Annotated in this window: 20 protein-coding genes and 1 tRNA gene; 8 read left to right on the forward strand and 13 right to left on the reverse strand. The window is 57.3% G+C overall.

Features of this window, described 5'->3' with window-relative positions:
* A complete protein-coding gene (locus tag FGU71_RS02810; protein ID WP_234035609.1) occupies window positions 1–672 on the reverse strand; it encodes an ankyrin repeat domain-containing protein in 672 nt (223 codons plus the stop codon).
* 92 nt (window positions 673–764) lie between these two features.
* Here FGU71_RS02810 and FGU71_RS02815 point away from each other — a divergent pair, with 92 nt between their 5' ends.
* From FGU71_RS02815 to FGU71_RS02840, 6 genes are all read left to right on the forward strand, one after another.
* Window positions 765–1388: an SCO family protein gene (locus FGU71_RS02815; protein ID WP_142787159.1), complete on the forward strand. Its 624-nt coding sequence runs from the start codon at window positions 765–767 to the stop codon at window positions 1386–1388.
* On the forward strand, window positions 1376–1837 hold the full coding sequence (locus FGU71_RS02820) for a YcgN family cysteine cluster protein (protein ID WP_142787160.1): 462 nt from the start codon (window positions 1376–1378) through the stop codon (window positions 1835–1837). The genes FGU71_RS02815 and FGU71_RS02820 overlap by 13 nt, the downstream gene beginning before the upstream one ends.
* Window positions 1834–2556 (forward strand): M48 family metallopeptidase, encoded by a 723-nt coding sequence (locus FGU71_RS02825; protein ID WP_142787161.1) that lies wholly within the window; start codon window positions 1834–1836, stop codon window positions 2554–2556. The genes FGU71_RS02820 and FGU71_RS02825 overlap by 4 nt, the downstream gene beginning before the upstream one ends.
* Before the next feature lie 67 nt (window positions 2557–2623).
* Window positions 2624–3112: a hypothetical protein gene (locus tag FGU71_RS02830; protein ID WP_185960181.1), complete on the forward strand. Its 489-nt coding sequence runs from the start codon at window positions 2624–2626 to the stop codon at window positions 3110–3112.
* 29 nt (window positions 3113–3141) lie between these two features.
* Window positions 3142–4089 (forward strand): bifunctional diaminohydroxyphosphoribosylaminopyrimidine deaminase/5-amino-6-(5-phosphoribosylamino)uracil reductase RibD, encoded by a 948-nt coding sequence (gene ribD / locus FGU71_RS02835; protein ID WP_142787162.1) that lies wholly within the window; start codon window positions 3142–3144, stop codon window positions 4087–4089.
* A 12-nt stretch (window positions 4090–4101) separates the two neighbouring features.
* A complete protein-coding gene (locus tag FGU71_RS02840) occupies window positions 4102–4725 on the forward strand; it encodes a riboflavin synthase (RefSeq protein ID WP_142787163.1) in 624 nt (207 codons plus the stop codon).
* Window positions 4726–4864: 139 nt separating this feature from the next.
* On the opposite strand, the gene FGU71_RS02845 is transcribed toward FGU71_RS02840, so the two are convergent.
* The 4 genes from FGU71_RS02845 to FGU71_RS02860 form a co-directional block, all read right to left on the reverse strand.
* A complete protein-coding gene (locus FGU71_RS02845) occupies window positions 4865–6283 on the reverse strand; it encodes a serine hydrolase (RefSeq protein WP_185960182.1) in 1419 nt (472 codons plus the stop codon).
* Between the two features lie 498 nt (window positions 6284–6781).
* Entirely contained in the window at window positions 6782–7336 is a 555-nt protein-coding gene (locus FGU71_RS02850; RefSeq protein WP_142787165.1) for a GNAT family N-acetyltransferase, read from the reverse strand.
* Window positions 7333–8526, reverse strand: a complete 1194-nt coding sequence (locus FGU71_RS02855) for an amino acid aminotransferase (RefSeq protein ID WP_142788944.1) — start codon at window positions 8524–8526, stop codon at window positions 7333–7335. Before FGU71_RS02855 ends, FGU71_RS02850 begins: the two co-directional genes overlap by 4 nt.
* 92 nt (window positions 8527–8618) lie before the next feature.
* On the reverse strand, window positions 8619–9521 hold the full coding sequence (locus FGU71_RS02860; protein ID WP_407644391.1) for a DUF1134 domain-containing protein: 903 nt from the start codon (window positions 9519–9521) through the stop codon (window positions 8619–8621).
* Window positions 9522–9826: 305 nt separating this feature from the next.
* Between FGU71_RS02860 and FGU71_RS02865 the strand changes: the two genes are divergently transcribed.
* A tRNA-Ser gene (locus FGU71_RS02865) sits at window positions 9827–9917 on the forward strand.
* An 86-nt stretch (window positions 9918–10003) separates the two neighbouring features.
* Here FGU71_RS02865 and FGU71_RS02870 read toward each other — a convergent pair.
* On the reverse strand, window positions 10004–10918 hold the full coding sequence (locus FGU71_RS02870) for an Abi family protein (protein WP_142787166.1): 915 nt from the start codon (window positions 10916–10918) through the stop codon (window positions 10004–10006).
* A gap of 210 nt (window positions 10919–11128) precedes the next feature.
* On the opposite strand from FGU71_RS02870, the gene FGU71_RS02875 reads away from it, so the two are divergent.
* Window positions 11129–11812 carry a hypothetical protein gene (locus tag FGU71_RS02875; protein WP_142787167.1) on the forward strand — a complete coding sequence of 228 codons (684 nt, stop codon included), beginning with the start codon at window positions 11129–11131 and terminating at the stop codon, window positions 11810–11812.
* Here the strand turns inward: FGU71_RS02875 and FGU71_RS14305 are convergent.
* The 7 genes from FGU71_RS14305 to FGU71_RS14050 form a co-directional block, all read right to left on the reverse strand.
* A complete protein-coding gene (locus FGU71_RS14305) occupies window positions 11809–11967 on the reverse strand; it encodes a hypothetical protein (protein ID WP_407644392.1) in 159 nt (52 codons plus the stop codon). The genes FGU71_RS02875 and FGU71_RS14305 overlap by 4 nt on opposite strands.
* Window positions 11912–12781, reverse strand: coding sequence for a hypothetical protein (locus FGU71_RS14045; protein WP_185960183.1), 870 nt, complete (start codon window positions 12779–12781; stop codon window positions 11912–11914). Before FGU71_RS14045 ends, FGU71_RS14305 begins: the two co-directional genes overlap by 56 nt.
* 170 nt (window positions 12782–12951) lie before the next feature.
* On the reverse strand, window positions 12952–14088 hold the full coding sequence (locus FGU71_RS02885) for an AAA family ATPase (protein WP_142787169.1): 1137 nt from the start codon (window positions 14086–14088) through the stop codon (window positions 12952–12954).
* Window positions 13970–15010 (reverse strand): toprim domain-containing protein, encoded by a 1041-nt coding sequence (locus tag FGU71_RS02890; RefSeq protein ID WP_142787170.1) that lies wholly within the window; start codon window positions 15008–15010, stop codon window positions 13970–13972. Before FGU71_RS02890 ends, FGU71_RS02885 begins: the two co-directional genes overlap by 119 nt.
* On the reverse strand, window positions 15007–15489 hold the full coding sequence (locus FGU71_RS02895) for a hypothetical protein (RefSeq protein WP_234035610.1): 483 nt from the start codon (window positions 15487–15489) through the stop codon (window positions 15007–15009). The genes FGU71_RS02890 and FGU71_RS02895 overlap by 4 nt, the downstream gene beginning before the upstream one ends.
* 3 nt (window positions 15490–15492) lie before the next feature.
* On the reverse strand, window positions 15493–15681 hold the full coding sequence (locus tag FGU71_RS02900; protein ID WP_142787171.1) for a helix-turn-helix domain-containing protein: 189 nt from the start codon (window positions 15679–15681) through the stop codon (window positions 15493–15495).
* Between the two features lie 66 nt (window positions 15682–15747).
* The gene (locus FGU71_RS14050; protein WP_185960184.1) at window positions 15748–16116 is read right to left on the reverse strand and encodes a hypothetical protein; all 369 of its coding nucleotides are present in this window, start codon (window positions 16114–16116) and stop codon (window positions 15748–15750) included.
* Between the last annotated feature and the right edge of the window lie 578 nt (window positions 16117–16694).

Raw genomic sequence — 16694 nt, forward strand, 5'->3', positions numbered from 1 at the left:
TCAGAAAGAAGGCCCGTATTGCTTTTGGGTTCCCTTTTCGCTGCGGTCTTTGTCCGCTTTTTCCAGTTCCAGCATCAAAAGCGTGTTTTGATTCATCAGCTCGACATAATCGCGTGCCGACCGGCCTGAATTGTCATTGCGGTCGGGATCGGCACCTTTTTCGAGCAATTGGGCAACCAATTGGTGATTGCGTTGATGCACCGCCGCGATCAGCGGGGTTTCGCCTTGCCGGTCAGCCACGCTGACCTGTGCCCCGCCCTTGATCAATTCCTCGACCCCGTCGATCATGCCAAGGCGGGTCGCGATCTGAATCGGAGCTTCGCCTGCATTGTTGCGGATGTTCGGGTTTGCCCCGCGCTGGATCAGAAAGCGGATCCAAAGCGCGTCGCGCCGCCGCGTCACCACGTGCAGACCCGTATCCCCGGTCGTGATGTCGCGGGTATTGATCAGCGTCTTACCCGCGCCCGGTTCATTCAACATCTCGGTCGCTTTGTCGCCGTCGCTCTCTTCCACCGCTTGCAGAAACTGATAGCCGGGCGAATATAGCTGAGCGGCCGCAGGCGAAAACGCCGCAGCCGCTATTAGACCGGCGATCAGTGCCGCTGCAATCGCTCGTGTATGGGCACTGGTAATTGCCACCATACGTTCCAATTTGCGCAAAATATAAGCCAACGCGCTTTGATCCTCTTGGTTTGTCTGTCAGAGACCTTGTCTCGCAAGCCCCGTATCAACAGCCCTCTTGGGCCTTCGCCAGTTAGCAGAGCATGAACCACTACGCCAAGCCTTCTCAAACCCGAATTTTTTCCGCGATGGCGCTCGCGGCGGCCTTTGCCGTTTCAGCCTGCGGTCAAACAGCGCCGGAATCGCCGCCAGAAGAACCGCCGCTAGCCGGGGCAACTATCGGCGGAGAATTCGAATTGACCGGCAGCACAGGCGAAACAGTGCGCTGGAGCGATTTTGATGGCCAATACCGGATCGTCTATTTCGGCTTTGCCTATTGCCCAGATATCTGCCCGAACGACATGAGCCAGCTTGCCCGCGGATTGAAGAAAGTCGGCGAAAGCAGCAGCGCTATAGCCGCAAAAATCCAGCCGATGTTTATATCGATCGATCCAGAGCGCGATACGCCCGAAGTCGTGGGCGAATTTGTGGCGGCCTTTTCAGACGATTTTATCGGGCTGACCGGAACGCCGGAGCAGGTAAAGGCGGCGGCAGATACGTTCCGCGTCTATTACGAGCGCGGTGAGGATCTGAACAATGGCCAGTATCTGATGAACCATTCCAACATCGCGTATCTTTTCGGGCCTTCGGGAGAACCACTGGCGACCTTGCCGACGGATCAGGGCGCCGACGCGGTAGCAGCTGAAATCGAAAAATGGGTGAATTGAGAGATCAGTTCTGGGAGCTCCCACTGCCCGATTTGAACCGGGCAGAATGGGAGGCCCTGTGCGACGGATGCGGGCGCTGTTGTCTTCACAAGATCGAAGACGCTGATACCGGCGAAATCGAAGACACCAATGTTGCGTGCAAGCTGTTGGATACCGGCACGGCGCAGTGCAGCGATTATCGCAATCGTAAAGCGTTTGTGCCGGATTGTTTGCGGCTGACGCTGGCGATTGTGGAAGATGTCCCGTGGCTTCCGAAAACCTGCGCTTATCGCCTGCGCGCGGAGGGACGCCCGCTGTTTGATTGGCATTACCTTATCAGCGGAGACCGCGAGGCGGTGAAGCATACCGGCGTGTCGGTTGCAGGCCGCGTGATAAACGAAAACGATGCCGGACCTCTGGAGCATCACATCGTTGATTGGGACGGGCAGGATACAGGCGCGCTGCGGTGATTGACTGGCTAAAACGCAGCTCGGCCCGGCCCGAGATCGAGATCGACGGCGAGACGCTGCCGATTGTTCTGCGCCGCCACCGCACCGCAAAACGGATGACCATGCGGCTTGCCCCCGATGGCAGCGAAGTCCGGCTTACCTTGCCGCGCTGGGCCGATCCGAATGAAGCGATTGCCTTTGCCCGCGCCCGCACCCAATGGCTCAGCACGCAGCGCGCCAAAGTCCCTCCGAGAACGGCGGTTCAACCCGGCAGCGAAGTGACCTTTCGCGGCAGCCTTGTATCGCTTGCATGGGATGAAAACGCCCCGCGCCGCCCCGCTCTCATCGCAGGCCAATTGCGGGTCGGCGGGCCGATCGAAGGGTTGGAGACGCGCATACGCCGCTGGATGGAACGCCAAGCGCTCGATCTGTTTGAAACCGAAACGCAGCATTATTGCAGCCGCGCCCGCCTTGATCCGGTGCCGGTCGGCCTGTCCCGCGCTCAAAAACGGTGGGGCAGCTGTTCGGAAAAAAGTCGCATCCGGCTCAATTGGCGGTTGATTCAGGCCCCTGATTTTGTGCGCCGTTCCGTCGTCGCCCACGAAGTCGCGCATCTGGTCCATTTCGATCACAGCCCCGCCTTTAACGCATTGCTCGCCAGTCTTTATGAAGGCGACATCAGCGAGGCGGATGGTTGGTTAAAACGCCATGGCCGCACCCTCTATTCCAGCTTTGGATAGGCACCCGGTTCACATTGCGCGCGTCTGACATCTGGCGTCATCGGTATCACGCCCCTATATTGCCGCCATGTCATTTGTTTCGCGTTTCAATCCCAAGACCGGATTCGTCGATTTCTGGCACGAATTCCGCAAGCCCAATCCGCTTCGCTGGCCCATCCTTGCGCTGTCAACGATGCCGCTTGTGCTGATGTATTACTGGGTCACGTCAGAGACGGCGTACAAAACACCGGACCGGCCTGATGTGACCTACATCACCACCTATGACCCCGATCGCAGCGATGCAGAAATCGCGGCGAGCAATGCGGAAAATCAGGAAGTCCAAGACCTGAAAGAAGAGCGCGCACGGCGCATCGCAGAGCGCAAACGCGAACTGTATAAAGCGTTGGGCGCGGCAGCGGGCATGGATGTCGATCAGATCGCTGCCGAAGCCGACGCGCGCCGCGCCGAAGAAGAAGCCGCCTTGACCCAGCGGCGGGCAGAACAAGCCGCCGCAGGAACAGAGCCGCAAACAGACGCCGCCGCCGAGGCAGATCCCAACGAGGACACAAACCCATAACCGCTCAGCCCGCCACGGACCGGGACTGGATGGCGGCCGCCGCACGGCTCGCCGCGCGCGCGCGCCCCGGCAGCGCCCCCAATCCGGGCGTCGCCGCGCTGCTGGTTCGTGGCGGCACAATTATTGCGCGCGGATGGACCCAAGCGGGCGGAAGACCCCATGCAGAAGCAATTGTGTTCGATAATCTGGATGGGACAGCCAAAGGCGCGGCGCTGTATGTCACGTTAGAACCGTGCGCGCACACATCCGAGCGCGGACCAGCCTGCGCAGATATCATCACCGCAGCCCGCCCCGCGCGCGTCGTGATTGGCCAGCACGACCCCGATCCGCGCACCGCAGGCCAAGGGATCGCGCGGCTGAAACGCGCCGGTATCGAGACCACTTTGCTGGATGATCCTGCGTCGGCCAGAAGCCTTGCGGGATATATGAGTGTGCGCCGCTTCGGTCGCCCTTATGTCACGCTTAAACTGGCCATGTCGCTCGACGGGTGTATCGCGCTGGCGGATCGCTCCAGTCAATGGATCACCGGCGAGGATGCCCGCGCACATGTCCATGCCGAGCGCGCCCGGAATGACGCGATCCTTGTCGGCGGCGGAACCTGGCGCGATGACAAGCCCCGCCTCGATGTCCGGCTGCCCGGGCTTGAACATCGCAGCCCGAGGCGGGTCTTGCTGTCACGCAGGGTCCCGCCCGATAATGTGACCGTAATCAATCGCCCCAACCAAGTCTCCACTCTGGACGGTGTGCAATATCTCTATGTCGAAGGCGGAGGCGAAACCGCCGCCAGTTTCCTGCGCGACGATTTAATCGATGAGCTGCACATCTACCGCGCCCCGATCATTATCGGTGATGGATTGCGCGGGATCGGCGCGCTCGGTTTGAACGATCTGGCGGCGGCGCATGGCCGATGGACGCTGGCGCAGAGCCGGCGGCTTGGCAGCGATGAATTCACCGCCTATCTGCGGACTCGAAATTAGGAGCCAGCGCGAATGTTTACCGGAATTGTCACTGCCATCGGCACCATCCTATCAACGGAACAGCGCGGCGACCTGCGCGCGCGCATCGGCGCGCCGCTTGACCCGGCCCGTATCGATATCGGCGCTTCGATCGCCTGTTCGGGCGTGTGCCTGACGGTGGTGGATCGCGGGGGCGAGGCAGGCGATGCGTGGTTTGACGTCGATATATCGGGCGAATCCGTTGCGCGTACAGTCGGCGGCATGTGGACCGCGGGCAGCAAACTCAACATTGAACCGTCGCTGCGCGTAGGCGACGAATTGGGCGGCCACATTGTGACAGGCCATGTCGATTCGATTGGCGAAGTGGTTCTGGCAGAACGAGTGGGCGACAGTTGGAAACTCGCCATTCGCGCCCGCGCCGAAATGTCGCCTTTCATCGCCGAAAAGGGATCGATCACGGTGAATGGCGTTTCTTTGACCGTCAATGACGTGCGCGACCGGCCCGACAAAACCTGCGATTTTGCGCTCAATATCATCCCGCACACCGCCGAGGTTACGACATTGGGCGGGCTTACCAAAGGCGATAAAGTCAATCTGGAGATTGACGTTCTGGCGCGCTATCTCAAGCGGATGCAGGGTCTGGCTGCGGTCGGATAGATTAGAGGGCAAGCGGCCTCTTACGACCCGATTGCGGCCGGTGGGAGATACCCGACCGATCAAGTGGAAACCATCTCACACGCGCATACAGATTGCCGGGGCAATTCCATTGACTCGTAACGACGTGCTGGTTCCGCTGCTATTTTGAGCCAGCCTCTAACTCCGCGATATTTGTCTTTGCGCTCTCGCTTTCCGGGTCCAATTCCAATGCTCTGCGGTAACTTGCCAGTGCCTCAGCATTGCGGCCGGTCGCGCGGTAGGCTTCGCCCAAGCTATCATGGGCGTTTGCCGAAGCCGGGTAAGCCGCGACATTCCATTCAAAGACAGTAATCGCCGCGGCTAGGTTTTTGTCACCAACCAGCGTGTAGCCGAATTTATTCATTGCGCTCTCGCCCAGGTCATAGTCAGCGGCAGTTTCACCAAGACCTTCATAAGCTGCGATCATCGCTGACAAGCCGTCGCTTTCTAGCGCCGGCAAAAGTAGATCTGCGATCTTTTTTGGCGGTTTGCCGTTCAGGACTTCCATGAGGTCACGCCCCATCCCCTGAACGAGCGAACCCTGCCAATAATTGCTGACCACAAACACAAAATCACGATTGCGCTCTGAATGAACGTAATTGCTTTGGTAGCCTGGTACGCTGCCAGTATGTTCCACCACCGGCAACTTCGAGCCATCGGGCAAGTCGTAACTGCCGACCCCCCAACCATACGCGTAAAAGGGGACTTGTGGCGAATGCATCAGTTTGCGTTGCGCTTCGCTCATAATCTTATTGCCGTACAGCGCTTGATCGAAGCGAAGCATGTCTTCCGCAGTCGAATAGATACCGGCTGCGGCGTAAAACACGCCCGGATCCATGTAGAGCGGTTTTACAGGGTTTTCATCTTCGTCGCGCGCGTATCCGTTGGCGAGACCGGGAACGACATCGTCCTTATTCGCGACCCCGCTGGACGTCATTCCGGCTGGGCCGAAAACGTGTTCTTGCATGTTTGCGGCGTAACTCTTGCCTGTAACTTCACTAATGATCGCGCCCACCAGCAGGAACGCGTTGTTGTTATAGCGCCACCTGGTTCCGGGCTGCTCAACCAGCTCGGGCTTGATCCATTCTTTCGCATATTGCTTCGGTTCGAAAGTCATTCGAGCAGTGGTCTGGTAAAATGGATCTTCAAATCGTTGGGGTACATCAGTGATCCCCGAAATATGCGACAGCAATTGCGCTAATGTTACGTCGGCAACCACAGTCCCCGCATAGAGGTCTGGCAAATATTCACCGAGCGTTCCGTCTAAACGAAGCTGCCCTTTTTCAATCAACGCGAATGTGAGCGTGGCAGTAAAGGGCTTTGTGACGGACCCCACCCGATAAGTCAGAGACGGATTGTTAGGAACACCCAGTTCTACATTTGCGAGACCATAAGATTTGCGAATGATGATCTTGCCGTTGCGTGCAATCAAGACCGTTCCGTTGAAACCATCGTCGCTAGCGTATTTATCGAGCAGCTCGTTGAGGTCGGCCTTGTTCGGTTCAGCTATGCTCGGTTCAGCCCTGTTCGGTTCGGCCATGGCCGGCGTTGCGCAAGCAAGCATCACGCCCGCCACTGCGGTAAGTATAGCTGCAATTCTCATCACAAACCTCTCTGTTCATATGGCCGCTCGGCGGCTCGTATCAGTCGCATCATGACTAGCGCCGAAAATTTGAAATTATCGCAGAGGTCGACGAACAGGTTATTTAGCCTGATGAAACTTTGTTTCAAATCGCGCTTCGAAGCCTCTATCCCGGTGAGATGCCGATGACGGCTTTCGCGACCACAATGCGCGAGTACCCTTGACGGCGGTGAACTGATGTCCGCCTTCCACCCCAAAGCCGACATTTCCTACATGCCTCCGCGTCGCTATCCCAAACGCGGCTCTTTCACATCGTCGCATCTTTCAAACGCCGCCAACAGGCAGGTCAGGTTTGGACATTTGTCACCTGTGCCCTACATCACCTTTGTTTCACAATTTCATATATTTAACCCTGTAGGCACCGCATGACATGTTGGAAAATGTGTCATGCGTATCCTACTCTGCGTCAGGCTGGCTAAGCGGCCCTGCCGCAAAATTTTCGCGGGTTATCTCGAAAATTTTGTGCAGCACCCGCGATCCTTGATACCGGGTCAATTCGGTGCGCCGCGTCCGCTCTGCGCCGATATTTTCCAGCGCGATCTGGGACCGGTAATTGGTCTCTCCCACCCGGAAATCGACCCGTTCCACAAATTCAAAAGCATGGGCCAGCATCATCTGTTTGACCTGACGATTGATGCCCTTGCCCCAATATTTGCAGGCCAGAAAAGTCCATCCAATCTCCAGCGAGCCGCCTTCGTCGGGTTCGAATTCCTGAAACCGCGATGACCCGATGATCTGATCGGTTTTCTTGTCAACAATCGCGAGCGCGCCGCCTTTTGCCAAAGCATCGTCAAAAAATGCGCGAAAGACATCCTCACGCCAGCGGTCATGCATGGGGTGTTGCTCCCAGACCGCAGGATCACTGGCAACTGCAAACAGACCGTCCCAATCCCCAAGCTCAAGCGGCCGCAGCAGCAGCCGTTCGTTTTCGAGAATGGGCTGGCGATTCACTCGGCCGCTTTGCTTTCGGCTGTCACTTCGGCGATCGCACCGATGAACTTGTCGATATTGCCCATGGTCAGGCCGGCAATGTTGATGCGGCCGGAACCGGCCATGTAGATGCCATGATCATCACGCAGCTGCGCGACCTGTTCTTTGGAAACTGGCAAAACCGAAAACAGCCCGTTCTGTCCGCCCAGCGGGGTCATATCAACGCTGCCCTGAACACCGGCATCCGCCAGCTTTTCACGGACCAGGCGCATTCGGTCGCGCATCTGCTCAAGCTCGTCCTGCCATACTTGCGTAAGCTCACTATCGCGCAGGATAAGCCGAACGGCGGCCGCGCCGTGGTCTGGCGGCATGGACCAGCTGGCCCGTGCCAAAGCGTTTGCGTTTGAAAACGCCTTATTCAGCGTCTCCTGGCCATCGGAAAGGATATAAAATGCCCCGACCCTGTCACGGTACATGCCGAAATTCTTGTCGCAGCTATAGGCGATGAAGGCTTCGGGCACCTTCGCAAGGACGCTGCGCAGGCCAACGACGTCTTCGTCGAGCCCGTGGCCCAGCCCGTGATACGCGGTGTCGATAATCGGGAAGATACCGGTTTCGGCAATCGCATCGCCGATCGCGGCCCAGTCTTCGTCCGAATAATCGACGCCGGTTGGATTGTGGCAGCATCCATGCAGCAGGATGCCTTCGTTCGGACCCGCGCCGCGAATAGCCGCGAGCACCGCGTCGAGATCGGCTGTGCCATCAGGCTTTGCGTGATCGAACGGGACGAGTTCCAGCGCGAGGTCATTGATGATTTGCGCGTGGTTGGGCCAGCTGGGCGTGCCCATATGCAATTTGGTCATGCCCGCTTTTTGACCAAGCGCCAGAGCAAGCCGGACCGCGCCGGTACCGCCGGGGGTTTGCATCCCGGCAATCCGCCCGCCCATCGTCGCATCCTCGCCGAAAACATAGGGCATCAGAGCATTGACGAAGCCCATATCGCCTTCCGGTCCGAGATAGCTTTTGGAATCCTGCTCATCCACCAGCTGCTGTTCTGCACGCTTGATCGCAGCAAACACCGGAGTGCCGCCGTCATCGGTGCGGTAAACACCAACACCAAGGTCGATTTTATCAGAGCGGGTATCGGCCGCATGCATCTTAATCAGAGCAAGCAACGCATCAGGCGATTGTTCATCGAGTCGGTTTAACATCATGAAAGACGCATGCCGCGCCATCGCATGCGCCGCAACCGCCTTTTCACAATCATTCGTATTCGCCCCCGTTTTGAGGGTCGAAATGCGACCTAGAAGGGCAGCCAGCGCTGCTTCTTGGAAAATTTCATATAGCCGGCATTCACGCCCAGCCGGACACCCGCACCAAGACGGATCGGAATAAGAACTATGTCGCCCCTGCGCATGTAACTCGCATGCATGCCGCCAATCAAATAGGCTTGGCCTTCCCCGGCAGGATAGCGTTTGTAGAGGTCTTCTGTGTCAAACAGATTGTAGACCAATACGAAAGTTTTAGCAGCGTTGGCACCTGCATCAAACCCGATTGATGGCCCGGTCCAATATACCTTTTGCTCGCCTTCGATCTTGTGAAAGAGTGTGCCCGAACCGTACCGAGCGCCAAGAATAAACGCGCCGCCAGCCTCACGGCCAACGATGTAGCCATTCGGTTCGCCTTGATCGCGCAGCAAATCTTCGATCATGCGAGCGACGCCTTCGGCGCCTTTGCCAAATACGCCCTCAGCTGCCCCGATCAGGTCATCTTCGCCGTAGGTCTGAGAGCTGCCGCCTGCTGCGGCGATGGCAGGATCGCCCGCCGCGCCATCGGCAACCGGGCTTTCTGTTTTGCCATAGTCGGAAAATTCTTCGTCAAATTCGGTTGGCTCCGAAACGCCAGCTTCGTCATCAACACCTTGGCCCACAGGCGCAGGCCCGGGAGCGGGCAAAGGCGGGGCGACCGTTGGAGAGGTATTGACACCGGGCGCACGTGGCGCAGCAAGATCGGCATCAATCGCGCCATCCGCCTGCCCCGTTTGACCGGATACTGCATCCCCTGCGGTTTCAAACGCGTCATCGGGGTCAAATGTCTCTACACCCTGCGCATGCACCGGCGCGCTGACGAGGACCGCCGCCCCGATCATCGCGGCGAGCATTCTGGTCAAAAGAGACGGGCGTTTTGTGATCGCTTGTGTATCCATGATAGCTCTTTCGTTCAGCCTGATGGCCTTTTCATGCCCCCAATACTGCACCGCCCAGAAGACTCGCTAATGCAGCAACCCGCAAGGACGCGAGCGGCAAGGCGAATCGAAAACGCGGTGAGGCGAATCTGAGTGATGATGAGAATTGTGCGGCGCAGAGCATGAACCTTCCGCGAACCGGCAATTCAGGAATGCTCCGATAACGCGGCATTCTTGCAAAATTTGTCGGATCTAAGCTTGCCGCTGCGACAATGCCCGATTATAGCGCGCCCTTCGCACTACGCTAATCCAAGCCAAACGAGTGCGGAGACGTGGGTGAGTGGCTGAAACCAGTTCCCTGCTAAGGAACCATACCTAATATGGGTATCGAGGGTTCGAATCCCTCCGTCTCCGCCAGTTCACCCTGATTTAATTGATATTTTCTCAAGATTGGGCATCGGTTACCAAAACCGCTCCCCGATAGCCCCGCCCCTAGCGGCGAACTAATTTGTGCAAAGGTCCGCCCAGAGCGGACGTTCCCGCCAATCAGTTGGGAAGCCCATGGCCGCAAAATCGCCCGTGGGGTTTTCTTCGATCAAACACGTCAGACGGCTTGGCAAATCCGACTCAGGGGCCACCGTCCCCATCGTGTGCAATAGCATCGAAAGTGTGTTGTAGAGTTTGCGATCAGCTTGAGGGGCTATGGTGTTTGCAAGATTGGCTGGGTTTTGTGCGATTGGGAAAGTCACCGTGAAGCGCCGGTTCCAGAGGCGGCTGTGGTGCGCGCAAATGTTTCTCACTGTGGCGAGGTGATGCATCAAGCCCTGAAATACTCGGTCATCGAAGCCGATTTTTCGAGCAATTGCCTTGCGGTCGGCACGCCCTCCCAATGCAGAGAAGAACTTGGAAAGCAGACCGAAAGAAATGAACTCGGCGGCCATCCAGACAGGCGGCAACGGTGGATTATTATAGGTGCGCTTGTAGTGATCGACAAAGACGTCATGCGAGCGATCATATTCAGATTGCAGCTGATCCAAGTTGGCCTGAAAGCGGTCCGTGCGCGGATACAGGGCTGCATTAAGGTATCCGTGTGGCCCATAGACCATTGCCATCTGGTGCGCCCACGCGCCGCGCGCAGCAACCTCTATTCGCTCCAAAGCATCCATGAGCAACAGCCGAAGATGGCGATCAAACTCATAAAGGGCGAGCACCGCTTCTAAAGTGGTTCCCTCTCGAAACGAATGATTCCCAGATTCGGGTTCAGCTTCGTAATAGAGCCAATAGGCGCGTAATCGATAATAACTGATTTGGCTGAGCGCCCAAGTTGCTTGCTCGCCGTCTTCAATTACCATTCCGCATTCTTGTAGCAACGCGATCTGGTCTGGGATCGATTTGGAAAGTTTGTTGAAATGGCGCATTTTCGACCTATGCGCGAACCAAGCCCAAAAACAAAGCAGCCCGCCATGGTGCGCATCGTTGAGAGGCGTGGCGGGCTTTGTTGCGCCTCATATATCCACCGATTCCCAACAAATCAATAACCGCCTCTCACGCTTTTTAAACTCCTCGTTTCTAACTCGCCTTTCAATGAGCTAAAGCCTTCCTCAAATCATAGCCTTAAGGGGGTGGCGGTGGGAATAAATTGGTTTGAAGGTGGCCGCAGGATAAGCCAACTATTTATCGGGCTAGTCGCGGCTGGTGGACTTGCGATTGTCGCTTTTGCTGATCAACCCGATCCCGAGTTTACCACTTACGGTCCAGACGCTCCTTGGATTGTCGCCAGTGAACCTTGCCCAAAAAGCGGCCACACAGAATACCTTTGGGACTACGATTGGGGCGGGAACGAAAGAGGCGTAAAGCTATGTTTCATAGCTTGGCGCGATGGCACCTTTCCAATTCAAAGAGCTGATACACCCCCGGAGGAGATCAAGCGGCAAGAGGAAGCCTCGCGTCGCTTTCAAGAGGAAAATCGTGCGAGGGTAGAGAGAGGCGAACCGCCGATGATTCCTCCTCCGCTTCCAAGTTGGTTTTACACGGCGGAGAAATATTCAGAGAGATTCGCTGAGTATGTGGATCAAAGGCGGTCCGAGTTTAAAGTCACCGAAGAATTGAAAGCTAAGGCGCGAGAGCGGCAATCCGGCGCTCTTTGGGATGAGCGACGCAGAATGTTTGGCGAGGTTTTCCCATGGATTGGAGGGATCTGCGCTTTTCTTTGGCTCTTTACGGCGGCCATGGGGTGGATCATCCGCGGTTTTGCCGGGGTTCCAACGGGGCAGGACTTTCGGAATGCCCATAAGAAAGACGAAGAGAGCTAAGGTGCATCCCGCACCAGTCGCGCAATCGCCTTCACGTATCGCATAGCCTCTTTTGTTTGAGCAGAATAGCCGCCATGCTTGCGGGCATTCTGATTGCCCTTAGGCGCGCCGGGATTCGTCCCGCCGTGCATCCTGCACCGCTTCCGCCCTTTCACGGCTGGAGATTGGCACGCCGTTGCCTTGCGCGTCTTGGCCAAGCATCGCGGGGCCGCTGCCAGTATTTCCGGCTCCATGGCATTGTTCCTCATTTTTCGCTTTTCCTCCCCCCTGATTGACGTTCTCCGCGATGACTGCTTGTCCGCCCCGGTTATCGACATGGATATGCTTTATCACCTGTTCGCCGCCCCGGCGCATCCGGGCCAGCGTCTCCATTTGCCGCTGAGAGGTGCCCAACAGCTTCGTGGCGAGGTTTCCGAACATACGGGCGTTATCGACCCATTCGGCTTTTCCTAGCTGGCTCAACGCCCGGATTGCGGCGTCATGGGTGCAATACATCTGCACCAGCAACAGCGCCTCGGCCTGATCCTGGGGCTTCATGCTCTCGATGAATGACAGCGCAGCATTGTAGCGCGCTTCATTGTCCGCACCGACTGAGCCAAGATAGTTGAGCAATTCATTTGCCCGCGCATTCACCGGGTCAATCGAATTGGCCGAAAAGGTTTCGTGCAGCTTGAGCAACGCCAGCATTTCGCTTTTCCCGGTCGGTTCGATGCTCCAGCCGCCATCGGGCTTGCGGGCCATCTTGACCTTGGCCGGTGCGCCGCGCTTGCGATAATCGCGGATCAGCCGCAAAAGTTCGGCTCGCTCGTCCTTGTCGAGCTTGTCCCAGCCGGGAACATCCTTCGCCAAAACGCGATAGGCCTCGGCTTCGTCGTCCGAATCGGTAAGTGGCAGCGTGATTGTCCGTTGTTGTTTGTTGGCACCTCTTGCCTTCGCTGGTCCTGATCCATTTTTAGCCTTTGCCATCATCAAGCCTTTCTAGCGGGACGCGGCGGCCCAACAGGCCGCGCCCGCGTTACGTTAGTAAGGGGGGAGGTTGCCGCACCTACGCCGCAGGGTCGCCGCACGTTTTGCCGAACAAGCTAGCGAGAGGGTTGCCGCGTTCGCCGCGAGGGGTTGTAGCAAAGGGGTCGCCGCACTCATGCGCCGCTCTCCACCAGCCGGATGCCGCGCCGGGGTTTGCGGTGCTCATCGCGCCACAACTCGGCATCCAGTTCGATGGCTCCGATTGTCAGCAAACGCTCCATTGCGGCGGCAAAGTCTGCTTTGCCAAAGCCCTTGGCTTCAGGCATTCCCGCGAAAATCTTAGGCGCGTAATTGCTGCCCGGCTGGTGAGAAACGTTCCGCTTTCGCTCCGTGCAAAGCGTAAGACATTTCAGGAAAGTCTCATTGCCAGCGTGAGCATGTGCCGTTTCAGCGAGCTTGCGTGCAGTATCTGGTGGTAAATCATCCTCAAGCACGAAAGCCCAGTCAATCCATGCAAAGCGCATCTGACTGCCCTTTCGAGCGTAGTTTGCCTTGCCCACCGTCAGCTTACGCATATCGCTTTCCAGATCATGCGTGATTGTGATCTGGGAGCGTACGGCATTTAGCCAAGCGGTTGAGCCTGACCATGAATCGCCTGCTTTGTTGGGGTGCGCCAACAGCAGGATTGCAGCGCCGCTTTCCCCTGCCAGACGGTTGAGCGCGTTTACAAATCGCGTCACCTCGCCCCGGTCATTCTCGTTGCCGGTAAAAAGGTGCGCCACGTTATCTAGGCAAAGCAGCTTCGCTCCAGATCGCCTCAGAAGCGCGGCTATCCGGTTATAGGCTGGCGCTGGATTGAATTGGCCATTTGCTCCCTCGGTCCCAAGCGCATTGTCCAGATCGCCTCTTAGGCTCGCGATCTCAAGCTTTCCGGCGAGGTTTTCCATTGAAACGCCAAGCGCCTTGCAAAGGTGCTTTTGCCGCCAATGCAATTGCCCTTCGTCATCCTCACAAGTGATATAGATTGCTGGCGCTTGCCCCATGTCCAAGCCGAGGGTTTGCACTCCGCCCGCCAGCGCTGTCGCAAATTGCTGGGCAAGCAAAGACTTTCCGGCACTGCCTGCCCCGGTGAATAGGGTTAGCTCACCGGCTGGTGCGAGTTTCGGGATGACAAAAGTCTTTGGGGAAGGCTCAATCTTGGCCAGTCGCTCCCAGTCCAGCGTTTCGATTGCCGCCGCCGCGATTGCGTCCGCCGTGTCGCCAAGCTCGGCCTTTGCAAAGTCGATTGGTTCGCTGTTTTGCGCATCCATTAGCCAGCCCCCACTTTCCGCGCCGCTGCAATACGTTCGGCAACCGCGCTCCGCTCAATGTCCGCAAAATCGGTCCCTGAGGCCTCTGGCGAGTTTTCTGGCATGGCAGTGCGACAAGCCCCCCAATGGACTCAGCGGCCTTCTGAGCGGCTCTCATGCCAATATTTTCCGCAAGGTGTCGGTCATCGTCCGCCGCAAGGATAATTCGCCGTTTAGGAAAGAGCGCACGCATCGTTTTTGCCACGGCCGCAAGGTTGTGCGCTGTCATTGCAGCGACAACGCCAAAGCCGGTTGCATCATGGATCGCCGCCATTGTGGCGAAACCCTCGCCAATCACTAGCGGCCCCGGCGAAGGCTTGCCGTTTGCCACGTGGATCGCGTGAGGCCAGAATAGACCAGCCGTCCGCGCGTTCACGCCAAACCGTTTGAAGCCATCGTGAGCAATGCCTTGCAGGTTCCAAAGCCGGAAGTTTTCATCCAGCATTGGCACCAGCAAATCAAAATCCTGTTGCCTTACACCAATCGGAGGCACTCTCTTTTTCAGCAAATAAGGGTGCGACTGTTCGGCTGGCTCTGCTTTGTCCCACTGCTCGGTGGCCTTGCTCGCTACTGCCTCTTCTATCGCTCGCCTTTTTGCTGCCTGCGCAAATCTGGCTTCCTTGAGCTTTTGCCGTTCGCGCTCCGATAGCGCCCGCCTGCCAGCGGTTGGCAGGAAGCCGTCGTCTCGCAATATTGCTTTCACTGCCAGCGCCGTTGTCTGATCGCCGTTAAAGCAGAAAACCAATGCGCCGTCTGGTGCCTCAGGGCACGCGCTGATCGCGGTTCCCCTGTCCCGGCTGGAATGGCCGGGTGTGGGAATGAGCGCGTTGTCTCGGCAAACTGTGCCGCCGTAAAATCGGGCGATTGCGTGAATATCAATCATAGCGCCGCCCTCCCTTTGTCGGTGAGCCTGAGAACGGCTGCAAATTTGCCTGAAGGGTTGCGCCGCCGTTCGCCGGTTGGCTCGACAAGGCCCAAAGCCCGCAACTCGGAAAATCGCGGCTGGAGACTTTCGCGGCAAACCTTGGCCACGGCCACGGCCTCTAGCGGAGTCGCCTCGCCCAAGATCGCAAGACATTGCATTGCTAGCCGCCGGAGCCGCTTTGCGCTTGGCGCGATAGCAGCCGCTGCCTCTTGGCTGGTGCCGTCTGTGCCCTTTGCGCCGGGTGTGTTCGGATAAGGATTATTATGCTGCCCCCCTTCCTCGCGGCTGGTGAGGTTTTCCTCGCCAATATGCGTTACGATTAGAGGAGGGACTGCTTGCGAGTGTGGCTCGCAAAGGCTAAGACAATCACGGAATGTGCCGACCAAGCTATTCCGCGATGCCCCGCCTAGTTGCGGGGTTTCGCTTTTCTGGGGCATGGCTCAAACCTCCCCAGTGATAAGCGCGCGCAGGCTTTCTGCCGGAATGACAGTGCGTCCTCCAATGCGCCGTGCGACCAAGCGCCCAGCCGCAATGTGCGAATAAATGGTCGTGCGCCCCAAGCTGGATGCCTTGCAGGCTTCCTTGATGGAATATGCGATCTTGGGGGGATTGTGCTCTTCGGTTTGCATCGGTCTTCCTCGTTAGCGATTGAACGAGGATGGATTGACATGACCGGGTTTGCTGAAACGAAGCCTTTAAAATGCAAAGATGGTTGGCAAGTGCTCATTTGCCTGTTCGCGCAGGAACGCCAAGGCCTCATCAATTGTTTGCAGACCGCGATCTAGCCCTTCACGCTCCAATGTCTCGTGATAGCCGGGCGCTATGGCCGCCACGACAGGATAATCGTCGGGCCTCTCTTCCCAACCTCGAATTGCACTGGCGGTTACCGACTTAGGTTCGCCATGATCGCCCCGCCGCCTGCTAACTCCATGATAGGCGAGGATGCTGGCGACCTTCTTTCTTGCGGCGTTCTTCGACATTCCCTTGTTTTCGAGGAACCACACAGCCGCGACACCAGCCGCTGCTATCGCTGCTATGTTGAAACCGCCCTTTGTTCCAGGCACCCTAGCACCGGGACGCAATAGAATATGATCTTTCGACCCTGATCGGGCAGCAACGCTTGCGGCAACAAGTGAGATTATCAGCCTGTGCGAGGGGTCTTTGGTATCTGGGAATAGGCCAGAAATTGCGTTAATTGCAGTAACTGACCATTGCTGAGCCGATTTAGCATTGTCGTTTTTCACGGCCTCTAGATATTTCTCGGATGCCTGCCGGAATATGTCCTTCACCGCATCGCACCGTTGATCCTCGGGCAATGCCCAGATGGTTTTCGGCTCGCTTGTGTATTCAGGGTCTGCCGGTTCAGGCGCTTTCACTGGCCTCCATGTAGCCACATGTTTTATTGGATCGGGCAAGCCGCTTCCCTTCGCAGTTCCCAAGGTCAAGCGGGGAAGCGCGTGGGATGCGCGCTTGTCGGCTGGCCTGCCTATCCCCTTTAAGCTACTTAACAAGAAGCAGAACAACGGTTAAGGGCAGCAAATGATTTAGGCACAAGCAAAGCGATGTCTTGTTATTATTTCGCGGTTTTTTACTGACAGTCTGCCATGCGCTTCTATCGCGACCACCACAATCAGAGGGGAAC

Source organism: Erythrobacter insulae (assembly GCF_007004095.1).
GTDB lineage: Bacteria > Pseudomonadota > Alphaproteobacteria > Sphingomonadales > Sphingomonadaceae > Erythrobacter > Erythrobacter insulae.

Coding starts and splice junctions, on each gene's coding strand:
- FGU71_RS14045 (WP_185960183.1), bottom strand. CDS start 12,781: ATGATGGCAAAGGCTAAAAATGGATCAGGACCAGCGAAGGCAAGAGGT.
- FGU71_RS02815 (WP_142787159.1), top strand. CDS start 765: ATGAACCACTACGCCAAGCCTTCTCAAACCCGAATTTTTTCCGCGATG.
- FGU71_RS02840 (WP_142787163.1), top strand. CDS start 4,102: ATGTTTACCGGAATTGTCACTGCCATCGGCACCATCCTATCAACGGAA.
- FGU71_RS02855 (WP_142788944.1), bottom strand. CDS start 8,526: ATGTTAAACCGACTCGATGAACAATCGCCTGATGCGTTGCTTGCTCTG.
- FGU71_RS02900 (WP_142787171.1), bottom strand. CDS start 15,681: ATGCAAACCGAAGAGCACAATCCCCCCAAGATCGCATATTCCATCAAG.
- ribD (WP_142787162.1), top strand. CDS start 3,142: ATGGCGGCCGCCGCACGGCTCGCCGCGCGCGCGCGCCCCGGCAGCGCC.
- FGU71_RS02890 (WP_142787170.1), bottom strand. CDS start 15,010: ATGATTGATATTCACGCAATCGCCCGATTTTACGGCGGCACAGTTTGC.
- FGU71_RS02820 (WP_142787160.1), top strand. CDS start 1,376: ATGGGTGAATTGAGAGATCAGTTCTGGGAGCTCCCACTGCCCGATTTG.
- FGU71_RS02845 (WP_185960182.1), bottom strand. CDS start 6,283: ATGGCCGAACCGAACAGGGCTGAACCGAGCATAGCTGAACCGAACAAG.
- FGU71_RS02830 (WP_185960181.1), top strand. CDS start 2,624: ATGTCATTTGTTTCGCGTTTCAATCCCAAGACCGGATTCGTCGATTTC.
- FGU71_RS02885 (WP_142787169.1), bottom strand. CDS start 14,088: ATGGATGCGCAAAACAGCGAACCAATCGACTTTGCAAAGGCCGAGCTT.
- FGU71_RS02895 (WP_234035610.1), bottom strand. CDS start 15,489: ATGCCCCAGAAAAGCGAAACCCCGCAACTAGGCGGGGCATCGCGGAAT.
- FGU71_RS02870 (WP_142787166.1), bottom strand. CDS start 10,918: ATGCGCCATTTCAACAAACTTTCCAAATCGATCCCAGACCAGATCGCG.
- FGU71_RS02860 (WP_407644391.1), bottom strand. CDS start 9,521: ATGGATACACAAGCGATCACAAAACGCCCGTCTCTTTTGACCAGAATG.